General features: G+C 70.9%; 9 protein-coding genes. 4 read left to right on the forward strand and 5 right to left on the reverse strand.

Annotation, left to right across the window (positions count from 1 at the left end; genetic code table 11):
- Positions 1 to 618 precede the first annotated feature (618 nt).
- From ACQPYZ_RS21350 to ACQPYZ_RS21360, 3 genes are all read left to right on the forward strand, one after another.
- Positions 619 to 2,103, forward strand: a complete 1,485-nt coding sequence (locus ACQPYZ_RS21350; RefSeq protein WP_433158706.1) for a hypothetical protein — start codon at positions 619 to 621, stop codon at positions 2,101 to 2,103.
- Positions 2,104 to 2,216: 113 nt separating this feature from the next.
- On the forward strand, positions 2,217 to 2,684 hold the full coding sequence (locus ACQPYZ_RS21355; RefSeq protein ID WP_433158709.1) for an RDD family protein: 468 nt from the start codon (positions 2,217 to 2,219) through the stop codon (positions 2,682 to 2,684).
- A 32-nt stretch (positions 2,685 to 2,716) separates the two neighbouring features.
- Positions 2,717 to 3,358, forward strand: coding sequence for a neutral zinc metallopeptidase (locus ACQPYZ_RS21360; protein ID WP_433158712.1), 642 nt, complete (start codon positions 2,717 to 2,719; stop codon positions 3,356 to 3,358).
- Positions 3,359 to 3,390: 32 nt separating this feature from the next.
- On the opposite strand, the gene ACQPYZ_RS21365 is transcribed toward ACQPYZ_RS21360, so the two are convergent.
- From ACQPYZ_RS21365 to ACQPYZ_RS21375, 3 genes are all read right to left on the reverse strand, one after another.
- Positions 3,391 to 4,290, reverse strand: coding sequence for a TIGR03619 family F420-dependent LLM class oxidoreductase (locus ACQPYZ_RS21365; protein ID WP_433158715.1), 900 nt, complete (start codon positions 4,288 to 4,290; stop codon positions 3,391 to 3,393).
- A gap of 72 nt (positions 4,291 to 4,362) precedes the next feature.
- Positions 4,363 to 4,803, reverse strand: coding sequence for an SRPBCC family protein (locus ACQPYZ_RS21370; protein ID WP_433158718.1), 441 nt, complete (start codon positions 4,801 to 4,803; stop codon positions 4,363 to 4,365).
- A gap of 485 nt (positions 4,804 to 5,288) precedes the next feature.
- Complete coding sequence (locus ACQPYZ_RS21375) at positions 5,289 to 8,723, reverse strand: error-prone DNA polymerase (RefSeq protein ID WP_433158721.1); 3,435 nt, start codon at positions 8,721 to 8,723, stop codon at positions 5,289 to 5,291.
- 64 nt (positions 8,724 to 8,787) lie between these two features.
- Here ACQPYZ_RS21375 and ACQPYZ_RS21380 point away from each other — a divergent pair, with 64 nt between their 5' ends.
- A complete protein-coding gene (locus ACQPYZ_RS21380; protein WP_433158724.1) occupies positions 8,788 to 9,123 on the forward strand; it encodes a hypothetical protein in 336 nt (111 codons plus the stop codon).
- 88 nt (positions 9,124 to 9,211) lie between these two features.
- Here ACQPYZ_RS21380 and ACQPYZ_RS21385 read toward each other — a convergent pair whose 3' ends face one another.
- Together ACQPYZ_RS21385 and ACQPYZ_RS21390 are read right to left on the reverse strand one after the other, a co-directional pair.
- Positions 9,212 to 11,482, reverse strand: coding sequence for a penicillin-binding protein (locus tag ACQPYZ_RS21385; RefSeq protein ID WP_433158727.1), 2,271 nt, complete (start codon positions 11,480 to 11,482; stop codon positions 9,212 to 9,214).
- 9 nt (positions 11,483 to 11,491) lie between these two features.
- Positions 11,492 to 17,005: a carboxyl transferase domain-containing protein gene (locus ACQPYZ_RS21390; RefSeq protein WP_433158730.1), complete on the reverse strand. Its 5,514-nt coding sequence runs from the start codon at positions 17,003 to 17,005 to the stop codon at positions 11,492 to 11,494.
- Positions 17,006 to 17,129 lie beyond the last annotated feature (124 nt).

Genomic DNA, 17,129 nt, shown 5'->3' on the forward strand with positions numbered 1-17,129 from the left:
CCGGCACGGACTGCCGTAAACGCAAGCGCACACCCGACGCTCGCCCCCACCCCGGCAACCGTCGTAGCCCGGACCACCCCGCCACCTGTCGACCAGCCTGCCAACGTCGTACGTGCGCCTGACCCCTGCAGTCGTCGTAGGCCCGCTGGCGCCGACTGCCGCACATCGCGTCCCCACACCGCACGTTCGCCCACATCCGAGCCCACACCGGCAACCGTCGTACATCCCGAGTCGACCCCGGCACCAGTCGTCCATCGCGGACGACCCGGAACGCGTCGTACGTGCGCCCGACCTCTGCAGTCGTTGTACGCCCGCTGGCGCCGACTGCCGCACATCGCGCGTTCACACCCGGCGCTCACCCCCACCCCGGAGCCCACCCCGGCAGCCGTCGTACATCGCGGACCATCCCGGCAACCCGCCGTACACCGCGGACCACACCGGCAACTGTCGTCCATCGCGGACGACTCGGCGCGCGTCGTACGTCGGGTCCGAGCATGCAGTCGTCGCAGGTGCCGACCCGCGCCGGTGATCCGGGCGGTTCACCCGGGGCGGGGGATCCGGCGTTGCGTACGAACAATCAGGGTGAGCACCACCAGCGACTGCCGGGAGGTGCCTGCGATGAGTCACCCCGAGTCCGCGAGCGCCCCCGGCCGGCTGATCGGCCGCATCGCCGGCAAGGTCACCGGCCGCGTCGTCGAAACCGTCCCACCCGACATCATCCTCGAACACATCGACGTCGACGCCCTGGTCGATCGCATAGACATCAACCGCCTCCTCTCCCGAGTGGACGCCAACCACCTCCTCGACCGCATCGACCTCAACCGCCTCCTCCCCCGTCTCGACCTCAACGCCGTCCTCGAACGACTCGACGTCAACCCCCTGCTCGAACGGATCGACGTCGACCAGCTCCTCAACACGGTCGACCTCGACGCAGCAGCCGACCGCATCGACCTCAACCGCCTCCTCGCTCGCCTCAACCTCAACCCGCTGCTCGAACGGCTCGATCTGAACGCGACGCTGGAACAGGTCGACCTCGACCGGTTGCTGGCGCGGGTCGACGTCGGGCGGTTGCTGGACGGGGTGGATCTCGATGCCGTGGTCGAGCGCGTCGACGTGAACCGAGTCCTGGCGCGCGCCGACCTGAACGCCGTACTGCGCGACGTCGACCTCGATGCCGTGGTCGAGCGGATCGACGTGAACCGGGTCCTGGCGCGGGTCGACGTGAACGCCGTACTACGCGAGGTCGACCTCGACGCCGTGGTTGGACAGCTGGACCTGAACGCCGTACTGCGCGACGTCGACCTCAACCCACTGCTCGAACGGCTCGACCTAAACGCGGCGCTGGAACAGATCGACCTCAACCGGTTGCTGGCACGGGTCGACGTCGGGCGGTTGCTGGACGGGGTGAATCTCGACGCCGTGATCGAGCGCATCGACGTGAACCGGGTCCTGGCGCGGGTCGACGTGAACGCCGTACTCCGCGAGGTCGACCTCGACGCCGTGGTTGCACGGCTGGACCTGAACGCCGTACTGCGCGACGTCGAGCTCAACCCGCTGCTCGAACGGCTCGACCTGAACGCGGCGCTGGAACAGATCGACCTCGACCGGCTACTGGCACGGGTCGACGTCGGGCGGTTGCTGGACCGAGTGGAGCTCGACGCCGTGGTCGAGCGCGTCGACGTGAACCGGATCCTGGCGCGCGCCGACGTGAACGCCGTACTGCGCGACGTCGACCTCGATGCCGTGGTTGGGCGGCTGGATCTGGACCGGATGCTGGCGCGGGTCGACGTGAACGCCGTATTGCGGGGCGTTGACCTCGACGCGGTGGTTGGGCGGGTTGATGTTGATCGGGTGCTCGGGCGGGTTGATCTGGACGCGGTGTTGGGGCGGGTGGATGTGGAGGGGTTGGTTCGGCGGGCTGGGGTGGCGGAGGTTGTTGCGGAGAGCACCGGGCGGGTGGCGGGGTCGGTGCTTGATCTCGTACGGCGTCAGCTGGCCGGGCTGGACACGGTGCTGGACCGCTTGGTCGCGAAGCTGTTGCGCCGGGATCTGGCGTCGCTGCCGACGGCGCCGGCTCTGCTGTCCGGCCCGGACAAGACATGAGCGAGCGGGTCAGTCCGGGTACGGGTGGGGAGATGAGCGGCGCTGTCGGGCGGGAAGGTGCGGCTGGCCGGATTGGTGTTAGTGGGCATTACGCCGGAGTGGTCAGTCGGTTGGTGGCTGGGGTTCTTGATGTGGTGTTCGTGTTCGGGTCGTACACGTTGGGGCTTGCGGGGCTTGATCTGTTGACCAGCGCCTTTCTGGGCGTGTCGTTGCGCGCCGATCCGTCGGCTCCGGCGGCGTCGGTTGTGCTGGTCGGCTGGGCGTTCTGCTACACGTTCGGTTGTCTTGCGGTCGCCGGGCGTACGCCGGGGAAAGGCATCGTCGGGTTGCGGGTGGTACGGGCGGACGGCGGGACGCTGCCGACTGGGCGCGCGCTTGTGCGGGTGTGCGCCGTACCGTTGAGCATGGCGTTCTTCGGCGCGGGTTTCGTCCTCTCCGTCTTCCAGCGCGAGCATCGGGCGCTGCACGATCTGATCGCGGGGACCGCCGTCGTGTACGACTGGGGTGAGCGGCCGGCTGAGCTTCCCGGACCACTGTCCGACTTCCTCCGGCGCGCCAACGCGACCGGTACGCGCCGATGAGAGCCGGCACGCCGACTTCAGCCTCCGCGCTGATGAGAGTTGTTGCGCTGGTCTTGGGGCTCTTTCTTGCCGGGTGCACCATCACGACGCCGACCGAGTCCGAGGCGCCGTCCGTCGACCGCGGGGCGATGGCGGAGGACGAGGGTACGGCGGTGGACGCGGTGAGTGGGTTCTGGTCCAGGAACTTCACGCGGGCGTTCAACCAGCCGTATCAGAGTCCGCGGGTGGCGGGTGCGTACACCGGGACCGATGGGCCGACGTGTGGAGGTGAGCCGTCGGTTGCGTTCAACGCGTACTACTGCCGGCCTGGCGACTACCTCGCCTGGGACGAGGAGCTGATGGCCGCCGGCTACAGCCAGATCGGGGATGCGTGGGTGTACTTGATCATTGCCCACGAGTGGGGACACGCGATCCAGGCGCGGCTCAACGCCGAGCTCGTCTCGGTCGCCGCCGAACTGCAGGCGGACTGTCTGGCCGGGGCGGCTCTCCAGGGAGCCGCGCAGGACGGGGTGATCGCGATCGAGCCCGGTGACGCTCAGGAGCTCGCGCAGACGCTCGCGGCTGTGGCGGACGACTACCCATGGACCGACGTGAGCGACCACGGGAACGCCGAACAACGGACCGCATCGTTCAACACCGGCGTCCGCGGCGGCATCCCCGCCTGCATCACCTAAGCCACCGAGTCGCTGCTGGAGGTGGCGGGGAGTCAGGTGGGGAGTTTGTGGAGGAGGGTGGCGAGGGTGGTCAGTTGGTCTTCGGGGGTGGTGTCCATCGTCCAGACGACGTGGTCTATGCCGGCGGTGCGGAGGCGGTCGAGGTCCTCGAGGACCTGCTCCACGCCGCCGGTGAGGGGCGCTCGGTCGTCGGTCGAGGAATTCGTCACGGTGCCGTTCACCTTGACGATGATCGGGAGCGAGTCGTGGCCGGCCTTCTCCGCGGCCGACCGGAACAGCGCGACCGCGCCGTCGAACATCTCCCACGTCATCATGATCGGCAGCAGCCCGACCCCGAGGCGGCCGGCCCGTTCGATCGCGGCCGGCGCCATCGACCCGGCCAGCAGCCGGACGCCATCCGGCGACACAGGCTTCGGCCCGGCGTACGACGGTGCGATCCGGTAGAACCGGCCCTGATGCTCGACCGGGTCCGGTCCCCACACCGTGCGCATCGCGGTGATGTGCTCCCCCAGCCGTGGCCCACGCTGCGCCTCGGGTACGCCGGCCGCCTCGTACTCCTGGGCCATCCAGCCCACGCCCAGACCGGCGAGCAGCCGCCCACCGCTCAGCCGGTCCAAGGTCGCGAGCCGCCGGGCCAGCACGATCGGGCTGTGCAGCACCGCATCGATCACGCAGGTCCCGAGGGTGATCGACGTCGTCCGCGCGGCGACGTACGCGAGCGTGGTGACCGGGTCCCACACGCTGCCGTAGCTGTCCGGCAGCGGTACGGCGTCGCCGCCGCCGATCGGGGTCGCGCCGTCGACCGGGTTCATCAGCCGCTCGAACGTCCAGACCGACGCCAGCCCGATCCGCTCGGCCTCCGCGGCCACCTGACCGAGGCTCTCCGGGCTCACGTCCGGGCCACCGGTGGGCAGTGTCAGTCCGAGCTTCATCCCCTGGTCCTCCTTCGACGTCCGGGCCACCACTCAACCGGGCACGCCTTTCAAATCGCTTTCATCCCGCGTTCACCGGGACTCGAGGAGGGTCTTGAGGCGGCCGAGGTCCTTCTGGTTCGCGCGCCGGATGGCGGCCGACATCAGCGGCGCCGCGATCCCGGCGAAGCCCGACGGTTCCCCGCGGTTGCGCAAGGTCATGTGCGTGGACCGGTTGTCCGGCGCGGACCACCGGTAGCTCGTCTCCATCGGGAACGGTCCCTGCGCGGTCCGCATCACCAGCCGCTCCCCCTCGACGAACTCGACGACCTCGTAGGTGTAGGCGATCCGCCGCCCGAGGAAGTGGGCGACGAAGTCCAACCGCGAACCAGCCGCGACCGGTGGTTCGGTCCGCCACTCGACCGACTCGATGTTCGTGTACCACTCGGGCGCGTTCGACGGATCGGCGACGTACTCCGCCACCTCCCGCACCGGCCGGTCGATCACGATCTCGGTCAGGACGTCGACTGCCATGCGTGCCTCCCCTCACCCCGACAGTACGCCGTTTCGTGATCGGAGGTTGACCGTCTCGACGCCGTTCGCGGACTAGCCTGGAGACATGGCCACGTACGGGCACAGCCCTCGAGGCGATGTGGGGCTGGAGCAACTTCTCGACGAGTCGCCGGCGCCGCGGGCACGGATGTCCGCCGCCGCCGAGACCGCGCTGGTCTGCGGCCTCGGAGCGGTGCTCACGGCAACGTTCTCGATCCTGTTCGGCGTGTCCCTCGCCCTCGGCGCCCTCGCCGTCCTGGCCGGTCTGATCGGCCTCGTCAGCACCCACCGCGCCGACGTCGCCGGCAGCGCCTCAACGTTCTCGGACTCCTCCTCGCCCTGCTCGCCCTGGCCCTCCTCGGCATCCGGTACCTCGGCCTCGACACCGCCGTCGGCGATCCCCTCGTCCCCTGGCTCACCGATCAGCTCCACCACTGGAACACCAAGCTTCCGCAGCCCTGACGATCTCAGCGGAAGTCGCGAGAGGCCGTCCTGGCGGCCAGCGGGAGGCGTTGGAGGTGTTCGGCGGAGAGGTTGGTGACCTCGCCGGCGCGTTCGACGCGGCCGCGGATGATCAGGGCGCCGGCGGTGCGGGCGACGGTGGCGTGACGATGCCAGCAGCCGACGGTGACGACGATGTTGGCCATGCCGGTCTCGTCCTCGAGGTTCATGAAGGTGACCCCGGACGCGGTCGCCGGGCGCTGGCGATGGGTGACCACGCCGGCCACCCGGACCCGGGCGCCGTCGGGGGCCTCGCGCAACTGGGCGGCGGACAGGATGCCCTCGGCCCGGAGTTGGTCGCGGATGCGCTGCATCGGGTGGCTGGTGGTGGTGATCGAGGTCGACCACAGGTCGGCCATGTCGGACTCGATGTCGGTCATCCCGGGCAGGGTGGGCGGCGGCCCGGCGGCGGTGATACCGGCGAGCTGGCCGGGGCGTTCCTCGGCGGCCCGGCCGGCCTCCCACAACGCCTGCCGGCGGTCGAGGCCGAAGCAGTCGAAGGCGCCCGCGGTGGCCAGCGCCTCCACCTGCGCGGCGGTGATCCCGGTCCGGCGGACGAGGTCGGCCATCTCCGCGAACGGCCCGTTGCGCTCGCGCTCCTCGACGATCAGCTTCGCGCCCTTCTCGCCGACCGTCCGCACCTCCGACAACCCCAGCCGGACCGCGAACGCGCCGTCGCGGCGATGGGCGGTGGTGTCGAACGGCGCCTTCGGGTCGAACGCCCCGACCAGCGGCTGCGGGTCGACCAGACATCCCGGATCCCCCGTCGGCCCGGTGAGCTCCTGCCCGTCGACCAGTTGCTCGAGGCCCGCGTCGATGCCCGAGAGGTGCAGGTCGGGGCGGCGTACTTCCACGCCGTGGCGGCGGGCGTCGGCGACCAGGGACTGCGGTGAGTAGAACCCCATCGGCTGGGCCCGCAGCAGCGCGGCCAGGAACGCGGCCGGGTAGTGCAGCCGCAGCCACGTGCTGGAGTAGACCAGCAGGGCGAAGCTGATCGAGTGCGACTCGGCGAACCCGAAGTTCGCGAAGGCTTCGATCTTGTCGTAGATCTCGTCGGCCAGGTCGCCGGTGATGCCGTTGTCCGCCATCCCGGCGTACAGCTTGTCCTTCAGGGACGAGATCTTCTCGATCCCGCGTTTCGACCCCATCGCGCGCCGGAGCAGATCGGCCTCGTCGCCGTCGATCCCGCCGACCGCCATCGCCATCTGCATCAGCTGCTCCTGGAACAGCGGCACGCCCATGGTCCGCTCGAGCACCGGCCGGAGCTTCGGGTGCAGGTAGGTGACCGGCTCCTCGCCGGTCCGGCGGCGGATGTACGGATGGACCGCGCCACCCTGGATCGGACCGGGCCGGATCAGCGCGATCTCGGTGACCAGGTCGTAGAACCGCCGCGGTTTCAGCCGGGGCAGGGTCGCCATCTGCGCCCGCGACTCCACCTGGAACACACCGACCGAGTCCGCCCGGCACAGCTGGTCGTAGACGCCGGCCTCCTCCTTCGGGATCGTGTGCAGCAGCCACGACTCCCCCACGTGCTCGCGGACCAGATCCATGCAGTACTGCAGCGCGGCCAGCATCCCGAGACCGAGCAGGTCGAACTTCACCAGCCCCATCCAGGCGCAGTCGTCCTTGTCCCACTGCAGGACCGTGCGGTTCTCCATCCGGGCGTGCTCGATCGGCACCACCTCCCCCACCGGCCGCTCGGTCAGCACCATCCCGCCCGAGTGGATCCCCAGGTGCCGCGGGAACTTCAGCAGCCCGGTCGCCATCTCCACCACCCGCGGCGGGATGTCGTGCTCGGTCGAAGTGATCTCCGGGCTCCAGCCGTCCACCTGTTTCGACCACGCGTCCTGCTGACCGACCGAGTACCCCAGGGCCTTGGCCATGTCGCGGACGGCGGACTTCGGCCGGTAGCTGATCACGTTCGCGACCTGGGCGGCGTTCCGGCGGCCGTACTTCGCGTAGACGTGCTGGATCACCTCCTCCCGGCGGTCGGAGTCGAAGTCGACGTCGATGTCCGGCTCCTCCGTCCGGGTCGAGGCGAGGAAGCGCTCGAACGGCAGGTTGTAGAGGATGCTGTCGACCGCGGTGATGCCGAGCGCGTAGCAGACCGCCGAGTTCGCCGCGGAACCGCGGCCCTGGCAGAGGATGCCGTGGTCGTGCGCGAACTTCACGATGTCGTGGACGATCAGGAAATACCCCGGGAAGCCTTTCTCCTCGATGACGTCGAGCTCACGCTGCAGCCGCTCGTAGGCGTCCGGGCGCTCCGTGCGCGTCCCGTACCGCAGGGCGGCGCCCTCGAAGGTGAGGTGCCGCAGCCAGGACATCGGGTCGTGCCCGTCCGGCACGTCGCGCAGCGGCAGCTTCGGCTTCGCCCGGGCCAGGTCGAAGGACAGCTGGTCGGCCAGCGTGACCGAACGCGCCACCGCCCCCGGGAACCTCCGGAACCGGCCGGCCATCTCGGCCCCCAACCGCAGGAACGCCATCCCGGCCGGGGGCAGCCAGCCGTCCATCGAGTCCAGGTCGCGGCGGGCCCGGACGGCGGCGACCGCCGAGGCCAGCTTGCGCTGCGCCGGGGTCGCGTAGTGAACGTTGTTGGTGGCAACCACCGGGAGCCCGCGGTCGGCGGCCAGGCCGGCGAGCACCTGGTTCCGGGTCGAGTCGGCAGGCAGGTGGTGGTCGATCAGCTCGACCACCACCCGGTCCTTGCCGAACAGGCCGGTCAGCCGGTCGAGCTCCCGCCCGGCGGCGGCCGGACCGTCGGCGAACCCGCCGAGCTCCAGCGCCTGCCGGACCAGCCCCTTCCGGCACCCGGTCAGGATCAGCCAGCGGTCGCGACCACGCTCGGCGAGCTCCTCCAGCTCGTAGACCGGCTTGCCCTTCTCACCACCGGCCAACTGCGCCTCGGTGATCGCGCCCGCCAGCCGGTGATACCCCTCCTGTCCCTCCGCGAGCACCAGCAGGTGGCTGCCCTCCGGATCGGCCACGCCGTTCTGCGGGCCGGTCAGGCCGAGGGAGAGCTCCGCCCCGAACACCGTCGGCAACGAGTACGCCGCGGCCGCCTCGGCGAACCGGGCGGCGCCGTAGAACCCGTCGTGATCGGTCAGCGCCAGCGCGTGCAGCCCCTGCCGGACCGCGGCCTCGACCAGGTCCTCCGGCTGGGACGCGCCGTCCAGGAAGGAGAAGTTCGAGTGCACGTGGAGCTCGGCGTACGGCACCGCGTGCTCCGGCCGGCGGGCGGCGAGGGCCCGGGCAGGCACGTACGGACCGCGGTGCTGTGACCAGGCCGGGCTGTCGCCGCCGTCGGCCGTCACCGGACGGTCGCCGTGGCTGCCCGGGCGTGACCGGTTCGACAGTTTGCGCTCCAGCTCCGACCACTTGATCGGCGGATTGTTGTAGCCCATCGCACACACCTCCCATCGACCACAAGACTAGAACATGTGTTCGAAGTAGCGCTAATCTGAGGTCATGCTTGGGCGGTTCACGGTGCGGCCTCTCGACGACGGATCGGGCAGATTCGGCGTCTGGGACGGCGCGGTCAACGGGTGGCGGGCAACAGACATCGACGACGAGACGGAGGCACACCGGACAGCCAGCGATCTCGACGTCCAGTACGACGCCCACGGCCCGCGGCCGGCCGACGCCGTCCGGAAGGTGGACCCGGCCCAGCCGGTCCAGCGGGCGCAGTGGCACAACGGCGAGCTCGACGTCTGGATCCGGGACAACGGCGAGTGGCTCGGCCGCGTCCGCGACCAGGACGGCCGGATCTCCTGGATCCCGGGCGCGGACCTGCGCCCGCTGTAGGAACCGCCGGAGAACCGGTAGGTCACCGCTGGACCCAGGCGCCCGCGGGCTCAGGCGCCAGCGGGCCCAGGCGCCGATCAGTCGCCGGTCAGTCGCCGTTGGAGATGTGGATGGTGATCAGGGAGCCCTCCGGGGCGCCCTCGCGGAATCTCGGGTCGGTGTAGGCGACGGTGCCCTCGTTCTCCGCGGAGCGGACCCGGTCCTCGGCGACGACGACGTCGAACCCGGCCTGCCGCAGCCGGTCCTCGGCGTCGTCGGGGTTCATCCCGTTCACCGGCGGGATGTCCTTGCGGGCGCCGTCCCCGGCCACGACCGGCCGGGGCGCCACGAAGCGGCGCAGCGGCATCCCCTTGAGGGCACCCTCCATCGCGGTCTGCCAGAGCGGGCCGGCGGTGCCGGAGCCGGTCGGGTCGGAGATGTCCCGGCCGTCCAGGGTGTGCCGGTACATCAGGTTCGTGTACGGCAGGTTCGCGTCGGCCACCACGGCAGCGGCGGCCAGGTTCGGCGCGTAGCCGGCGTACCAGACGGCCTTGTTGTCCTGGATCGTGCCGGTCTTGCCGGCCAGGTCCCAGTTGCCGAAGTTCAGCCGGCCGCCGGTGCCGCCGGGCTCCATCACCGCGCTGAGGACCCGGTTCACGCCGTCCGCGACCTCGGGCTTGAGCGCCTGCTTGCACTCGATGCCCGGGGTCTCGATCGGCCGCCGCGACTTGTCCTGGACCGCCGTCACCAGCAGCGGCTTGCAGTACTTGCCGCGGGCCGCGAAGGTCGCGTACGCGTTCGACAGCATCAGCGGTGTCACGTAGCCGACGCCCAGCGTCATCGAGATCACCTGGTCGAGCGGCTCCATCGTCTGCCCGTTGTACATCCCCAGCGACTGGGCGATCTTCGCGATCGGGCACAGGCCGACGCGCTGGGACAACTGGAGGAAGTACGTGTTGGTCGAGTAGCGGGTCGCCTCGACCATGGTGAGGTTGCCGCCCTGGGTGGAGTTCTGCGGCGTGTAGTCCGGGTCCCTGGTCCAGCCCGTGCAGGTCTTGAACCGCTTGCCGCTGAGGTTGATCTGCTGCGGCGAGTTGATCCGGTAGTCCAGCGGGACGCCCCGCGAGATCGCGGCCGCTACCGTGAACGCCTTCATCGTCGAGCCGTTCTGGAACCCGCCGAACCCACCGGCGTACGACTTCTCCACGTTGTAGTTGTACGCCGTCTGGAACGACCCGCGCCCGTACTCGCGGCTCTGCACCATCGCCTTCACCAGACCGGTGCCCGGCTCGACCACGGTGATCGCCGCGACCGCGCTGTCGGTCCGCTTGGTGTGCTCGTCGATCGAGGCCTGCGCGGCCTTCTGGATCCGCCGGTCGAGTGACGTGGTCACGGTCAGGCCGCCGGTCTTGAGGTAGTGCTCCCGGTCCTTGACCGTCCGCCCGAGCGCCGGGTTCTGCAGCAGCTTCGAGACGACGTACTCGCAGTAGAAGGGGTACTTCGAGCTCGCGCAGCCGTTGGGGACCTTGAGGACCCTGGCCGGGTCGATCACCGGGGTCTTCAGCGCGGTGTTCGCCTGGTGCACCGAGATGACCTTCAGCTCGAGCATCCGGCGGATCACCACGTCGCGGCGGGCCTTGGCCCGGGCCATGTTGTTGGTCGGGTCGTACCCGGTCGGGTTCTTCACCAGGCCGGCCAGCAGCGCGGCCTGCGGGAGGGTGAGGTTCTTGGCGGTGGTCCGGAAGTAGTGCTGCGCGGCGGCCTGGACGCCGTACGCGCCGTCGCCGAAGTTGACCACGTTCAGGTACCGCTCGAGGATCTCGTCCTTGGAGTACTCGCTCTCGACCGCGATCGCGTACCGCAGCTCGGTCAGCTTGCGCTCGTACGTCACCGCGGTCGCCTTGTGCCGCTCCTCGGCGGTCTTGGCCTTCTCGACCAGGCTGAGCTTCACGTACTGCTGGGTGATGCTCGACCCGCCCTGCTGGACGTCGCCCGCGGTCTGGTTGCGCAGCATCGCCCGCAGCGTGCCCTTGAGGTCGAGGGCGCCGTGCTCGTAGAAGCGGGAGTCCTCGATCGCCACGATCGCCTTGCGCATGATCGGGTTGATGTAGCTCAGCGACACCGGCACCCGGTTCTGCTCGTAGAGCGTGGCGATCAGCGTGCCGTCCGCGGCCAGGATCCGGCTGCGGACGGCCACCGGCTCGATCTCCAGCTCGCGCGGCAGCGTCTGCACGGTCTCCACGACCTTCTCGCTGCCGACACCGGCCAGGCCGGCGAACGGGATCGCGAGCCCGGCCGCCAGCGCACCCGACATGACGCTCACGGCGAGAAAGGTCACCAGTGCGCGTGCTTTGTTGCGACCGCCCCTGTCGGTACGCATACCTCAAGGTTAGAGGGGCTCGGCTCCTCGGGCCAGGCCACCGGCGATTGCCTCGATCAACCGGGGGCGCAGCTCGGCCGCGCTGATGACCGCATCCACCGAGCCGACCTCGACGGCCCGCTGGATGCTGTGCACCCGGTCGAACCCGGTCGCGACCTCGCCCAGCTTCTCCGCGCGGACGGCGGTCCGGACCTCGGCCAGCTCGGTCGCCAGCGCGGCCCGCTCGGCGCCGCTCGCCTCCCGGACGCGCTCGGCCAGCGACGCCACCCGCGGGTCGGACGCGGTCCGCGCGTCCACCTCGCCGGCGAAAACCACGGCCGCCGCGGGCGCGCCGCCGATCACGGACGCGAACGAGCCCTCGACCGCGAGCACCGTCATCGACGGGTTGAGCGCCTTGGAGAACACCACGAACGCGCCGCCGTGGTACCGCGACACCACGCAGAACACGATCGGGCCCCGGAAGTTCACGATCGCGCGGCCGATCTCGGCGCCGTACTCGAGTTGCAGGTTGCGCATCGAGTCGGGCGAGCCGTCGAAGCCGGACAGGTTGGCCAGCACGACCAGCGGCCGGTTCCCGCTGGCCGCGTTGATCGCCCGGGCCGCCTTCTTCGACGACCGCGGGAACAGCGTGCCGGCGGTGTAGGTGTCCGGGCCGTCGGTGGGCGGGAAGCCGCGGCGCGGCACCGAGCGGGACTCGATCCCGAGCAGGCAGACCGGGTAGCCGCCGAGCCGCGCGTCCTGCACGACCGCGGTGTCCGCGTCGGCCATCCCGGCCCAGCGCTCCAGCACCGGATGGTCCTGGTCGGTGACGGCCCGCATCAGCGTGCGGATGTCGAACGCCTTCTTGCGTTCCGGGTTCGTCTCCGCCGAGAAGATCTCGCCGACGGTGCGGAAGTCGCTGCCCGCGACGGTGTGCGGGTACGTCGTCACGTCGCGGTCCACCGGGTCCGACGTCTCGGCCCGCCGCGGCCCGCGCTCGCCGGGAACGACGTACGTGTGGTCGTAGTGGGCCATCAGCACGTCCCGGGCACCCTTGAGGTCGGGCGCCCAGTACTGCGCCTGGCCGTTCGGGCCCATCACCCGGTCGTAGCCGCCGATGCCGAAGTTGTCCTCCGCGGACACCCCGCCGGAGAAGTCCAGCGACTGCTTGCCGGTGAGCACCATCGCGCTGTCCGGGGTCATCACCAGGATGCCCTTGGTGTGCATCAGCATGGTGGCCTCGGCGTTCCAGTACGGCTGCGCGCCGACGTTGATGCCGGCCACCACGATGTTGATCTCGCCGCCGTCCTGGGTGAACTCGACGATCCGCTTCAGCGCCTTCGCCACCCAGTCCATGTTCTCGGTGCCGGAGTCCATCGAGATCCGGGCACCGGCGGACAGCGAGTACCACTCGACCGGCACCCGCATCCGCTCGGCCAGGTCGAGCGCCGCGATGATCCGCGAGCACTCCGCCTCCGCGACCGCGCCGAGCGCCTTGGTCGGGTCGCCGCTGAGCACCACCCGGGTGACGCCCTCTGGATGCCGCGTGGTCGGCGTGGTCACCACACCGGCGATCAGCCCGGCCTTGTTCAGCCCGCGCGGACGCTCGGCCGGCATCAGCGTGCCCGTGTCGTCCAGGTCGTACTCCGTCCACGTGCCACCCGGCCCGGCCACCATGCCGGCGACCTCGTACGGGTACACGGTGTTGCGGCGGCGGGACCGCTGCACCTTCTGCGCGTAGTCGTCGAGCGGCTTCAGCCGCTCGGTCGGTGGCTGCTCGACCGACGTGACCACACCGGCGCCGTGCTGGTAGTAGAACCGCGCGGCCAGCGTGTTGACCGAGCCGTCCGGGGTGGCGACCGAGCCCTGGACGAGGACCTCCTCGATCCCGGCGCCGGCGGTCATCGGCGCGATGTTGCGGCGCAGGGCGGTGAGCTCGTCGACCTGGGCGTCGATCTGCGGCCAGATGTGCACCCAGACGTGGTTCATGTCCAGCTTGGCGCCGGCCGCGCCGCGCTCGGTGCGGGCCCGGCGGATCGCCTCCAGGCAGTTCGCGATAGCCCGCTCCGCGTGCGGCAGCGAGGTGACCTGCCCGTCCTCGTCCCGGACCACCGCGAACTGGCGGACCTGGGCGAGCGCGACCAGCCGCTGGTCGGCTTCGTTGTCGCGGGCGACACAGTGGTAGAGCAGCACGTCCTCGGGCCCGTCCAGCCGGGTGATCCGGAAGTCGTGCAGCCGCCACAGCGTCAGCCGCCGGCCGACCATTGGGTGCACGCCGCGGACGTTGTCGTCCTCGGTCATCGAACCGGCGGCCGGGCGGTACGTGAAGTACCAGACCGGGTGGCCCTCACCCGGGGCGATCGCGACCGACAGGCGCCGTACCTGGTGGGAGACCGGGAGGGCGGCGACCAGGTCGCGCAGGTGGTCGGACGCCTCCTGCTGTCCCTGCGGGATGTCCGGGCCGTACAGGTACAGCTCGGCGACGACCTCGTGCCCGGCCGGGCGGGCGTCCACCTGGGCCGTCAGCGCCTGGACCAGCCCGCTATCGGGGTCGGCCAGCTCGGCGACCGTGCCGACCGTGGTGACGAGGTGGCTCAGCCGGTCGTCGATCGAGTAGTCGGCGGTCACGAACGGCCGTCCCTCGACCGCGAACTCCCGCAGGTCGTGCAGCTCGTACTCGCGGTAATGCCGGCGGACGAGCACCTCGAGCATCGGCTCCTGCTCGCTCCAGCCGTGCTCGAGCCGCTGCGCGAGGAACCGGACGATCGGCTCCGGGATGGACGCCAGCGCGTCGATCCGCTCCTTGCGGTTCGGCGCCGACGGGTCTGCGGCGAGCGCGGCGACCTCGTCGCTGACCCCGGCCAGCACCGAGGCCCGCTCCGCGTCCACGAGCGGCTGGTCGTACCAGCGGAACCGGACGCTCCGGGCCAGGTCGCCGATCACCGGGAAGCGCAGCTGGGTGGCCACGACCAGGCGGTCGAGCAGGTCGTGCGCGCTCTCGTCCAGGGCGGCGGCCGGTCGCGGCTCGGCGATCCAGCGCTGCAGCACCGAGGTCACCAGCAGCACGTCCGGCGTGGACCGCTGCTGGGCGAGGAAGACCCGGAAGACCGCTTCCTCCAGCTCGGTACTGCGCTCGAAGTCGGTCACCCCGTAGTGGCCGAGCACCCGGGCGAGCCGGGTCCGGAACTCGGTCGGCAGGCCGCCGCGTTCGGGGTCCAGGCTCTGCAGGTAGGTGTGGAAGTGCTCGCGCGGGCTGTGCACCCGGTTCTCGGTGCTGATCTCCTCACCGGCCGGCCGGTTGCGGCTCAGCTCGGCGAAGTCCGCGAACACCTGCAGCAGGTCGATCTCGGCCGGCACCGGCGGCTCCGGCAGCTCGGACCGCGCGGCCAGGTAGTCGGCCAGCATGCCGCCCTCGTCCTGCGGGTCGATGTCGAACCCGAGCAGCATGCTGCGCAAGTCGTCCAGCCCTCGCTCGACCCGCTCGGCCGCGGACTTCTCCCCCGACCCGTTCGGCAGGTCCAGCTGTACGCCGTTGTCCACCGGAGCGGCCTCCTCCGCAACGGCCTCGTCGTCGACCGGCTCGAGCCGGACCAGCGGCGCACCGGTCTCCACCTGGCTGCCGGTGGCGACCAGCAACTCCTTCACGGTGGCCTTGAACGGCGCGTTCAGCACCGTCTCCATCTTCATGCTCTCCAGCACGAGCACGGGCGCACCGGACTCGACCACGCTGCCCGGCTGGACCGGCGTCGCGACCACGAGCGCCGGCGCGGGCGAACGCAGTACGCCGCCCTCGTCGCGGCTCACGCGATGGGTGACTCCGTCGACCTCGACCAGGTGCACCGGGCCGTGGGTCGCGGTGACCAGGCGGAACCGCTGCCCGCCGACGACCAGCCGGCCGGTGTAGGAGTCCAGCCGCTCCAGCTCGGCGTCCACGACCTTGAACTCGGTGCCGTTGCCGACGCCGACCCGGAACCGGTCCGGGCCGATCCGGGCGACCGTGACCCGGTAGCCGACGCCGCGGAGCTTGAGGTCGATCGCCCGGCCGACCTCGTGCTGCACCTGCGGCCGGCCGCCGTGCGCGGTCTCCAGGAGCCGGGTCCGCTCGACCTGCTCGGCGTCCTCGTAGCCCTCGATCGCGGCCGCGACCAGCGCGACGCCGGAGTGCCGGTGCGAGACCAGCCGGCCCTCGCCGCGGACCCGGTCGATCCAGCCGGTGTCCGCGCTGCCGTCGATCACCTCGGGCTGGTCGAGCAGCTCGAGGATGAAGCTCTTGTTCGTCGTCCCGCCCTCGATCAGCACGGTGGTCGCGGCGACCGCCCGGCGCAGCCGCGCGAGCGCCTCGTCGCGGGTCCGGCCGTAGGCGATGATCTTCGCGATCATCGAGTCGAAGTCGGCGGGGATGCTGTCGCCCGCGCTGACGCCGGTGTCGACCCGGACGCCCGGGCCGGCCGGCAGGTCCAGGACGGCGATCCGCCCCGGCGACGGCGCGAAGTCGCGGTCCGGGTCCTCGGCGTTCAGCCGGGCCTCGACCGCGTGGCCGGTCTCGGCCGGCTTGCCGCCTTCCAGCCGGCCGCCGGCGGCGACGTGCAACTGGGCCTTCACCAGGTCGAAGTCGGTGGTCAGCTCGGTGATCGGGTGCTCGACCTGCAGCCGGGTGTTCACCTCGAGGAAGGCGAACGCCTTGTCGCCCGGGTGGTACAGGAACTCGACGGTCGCGGCGCCGCGGTAGCCGACCGCCAGGGCCAGCCGCTCGGCCGACGCCTTCAGGTCCTCGACCTGGGACGCGGACAGCAGCGGCGAGGCGGACTCCTCGATCACCTTCTGGTTGCGTCGCTGCACCGAGCAGTCCCGGACGCCGAGCGCCCAGGCCGTGCCCTGCCCGTCCGCGATCACCTGCACCTCGACGTGCCGCGCGCCGGTCACCAGACGCTCCAGGAACACCACGCCGCTGCCGAACGCACGGGCCGCCTCGTCGCTGGTCCGCGCGTACGCGTCCGTCAGCTCCTCGGCCGACCGGATCACCCGGATCCCGCGGCCGCCACCGCCCGCGGTGGCCTTCAGCATCAGCGGATAGCCGATCGACGCCGCCGACTCCAGCGCCGCCTCGAGCGACTCGACCGCGCCACGGCTCCACGGCGCGACCGGTACGCCGACCTCCTCGGCGATCAGCTTGGACCCGATCTTGTCGCCCAGCTTGCGCATCGCCTCCGGCGGCGGACCGATGAACGTGATTCCGAGCCGCTCGCACAGCTCCGCGAACGCGGGATCCTCGGCGACGAAGCCCCAGCCGACCCAGGCGGCGTCCGCGCCGGTCTCGCGCAGGGCGCGCTCGAGCACCTCGAGGTCCAGGTACGGCCGGGCGGACGCCGGTCCGAGCGGGTAGGTGAGGTCGGCCTCGCGGACGAACGTCGCGGTCCTCTCACCCTCCGTGTACAGCGCGATCGTCTCGATCGGCTCACCGCCCTCGGCGTTGAGCTCCCGAACCGCGTTGATCAGCCGCATCGCGGCCTCGCCCCGGTTCACCACTGCGATACGCTTGAACATCGACCGCCTCCGTGTCTCACCCTGCGTTGCGCGGCTGGGATCGCCTGCCGCGCGCACAGGTTTTCAGCCCGGAAGGCCTACCGTCGAGTCGGCCCCCTCTTCGGCGGCAATGTCACGCGTGGTA

It is taken from the genome of Kribbella sp. CA-247076, assembly GCF_050942445.1.
In the GTDB taxonomy this organism is placed as follows: Bacteria; Actinomycetota; Actinomycetes; order Propionibacteriales; family Kribbellaceae; genus Kribbella.

Bases quoted from the DNA above. Each gene is read 5' to 3' on its own strand.
- ACQPYZ_RS21375 (WP_433158721.1), bottom strand. From the start codon at position 8,723: ATGGGCTACAACAATCCGCCGATCAAGTGGTCGGAGCTGGAGCGCAAA.
- ACQPYZ_RS21390 (WP_433158730.1), bottom strand. From the start codon at position 17,005: ATGTTCAAGCGTATCGCAGTGGTGAACCGGGGCGAGGCCGCGATGCGG.
- ACQPYZ_RS21370 (WP_433158718.1), bottom strand. From the start codon at position 4,803: ATGGCAGTCGACGTCCTGACCGAGATCGTGATCGACCGGCCGGTGCGG.
- ACQPYZ_RS21380 (WP_433158724.1), top strand. From the start codon at position 8,788: ATGCTTGGGCGGTTCACGGTGCGGCCTCTCGACGACGGATCGGGCAGA.
- ACQPYZ_RS21385 (WP_433158727.1), bottom strand. From the start codon at position 11,482: ATGCGTACCGACAGGGGCGGTCGCAACAAAGCACGCGCACTGGTGACC.
- ACQPYZ_RS21365 (WP_433158715.1), bottom strand. From the start codon at position 4,290: ATGAAGCTCGGACTGACACTGCCCACCGGTGGCCCGGACGTGAGCCCG.
- ACQPYZ_RS21360 (WP_433158712.1), top strand. From the start codon at position 2,717: ATGAGAGTTGTTGCGCTGGTCTTGGGGCTCTTTCTTGCCGGGTGCACC.
- ACQPYZ_RS21350 (WP_433158706.1), top strand. From the start codon at position 619: ATGAGTCACCCCGAGTCCGCGAGCGCCCCCGGCCGGCTGATCGGCCGC.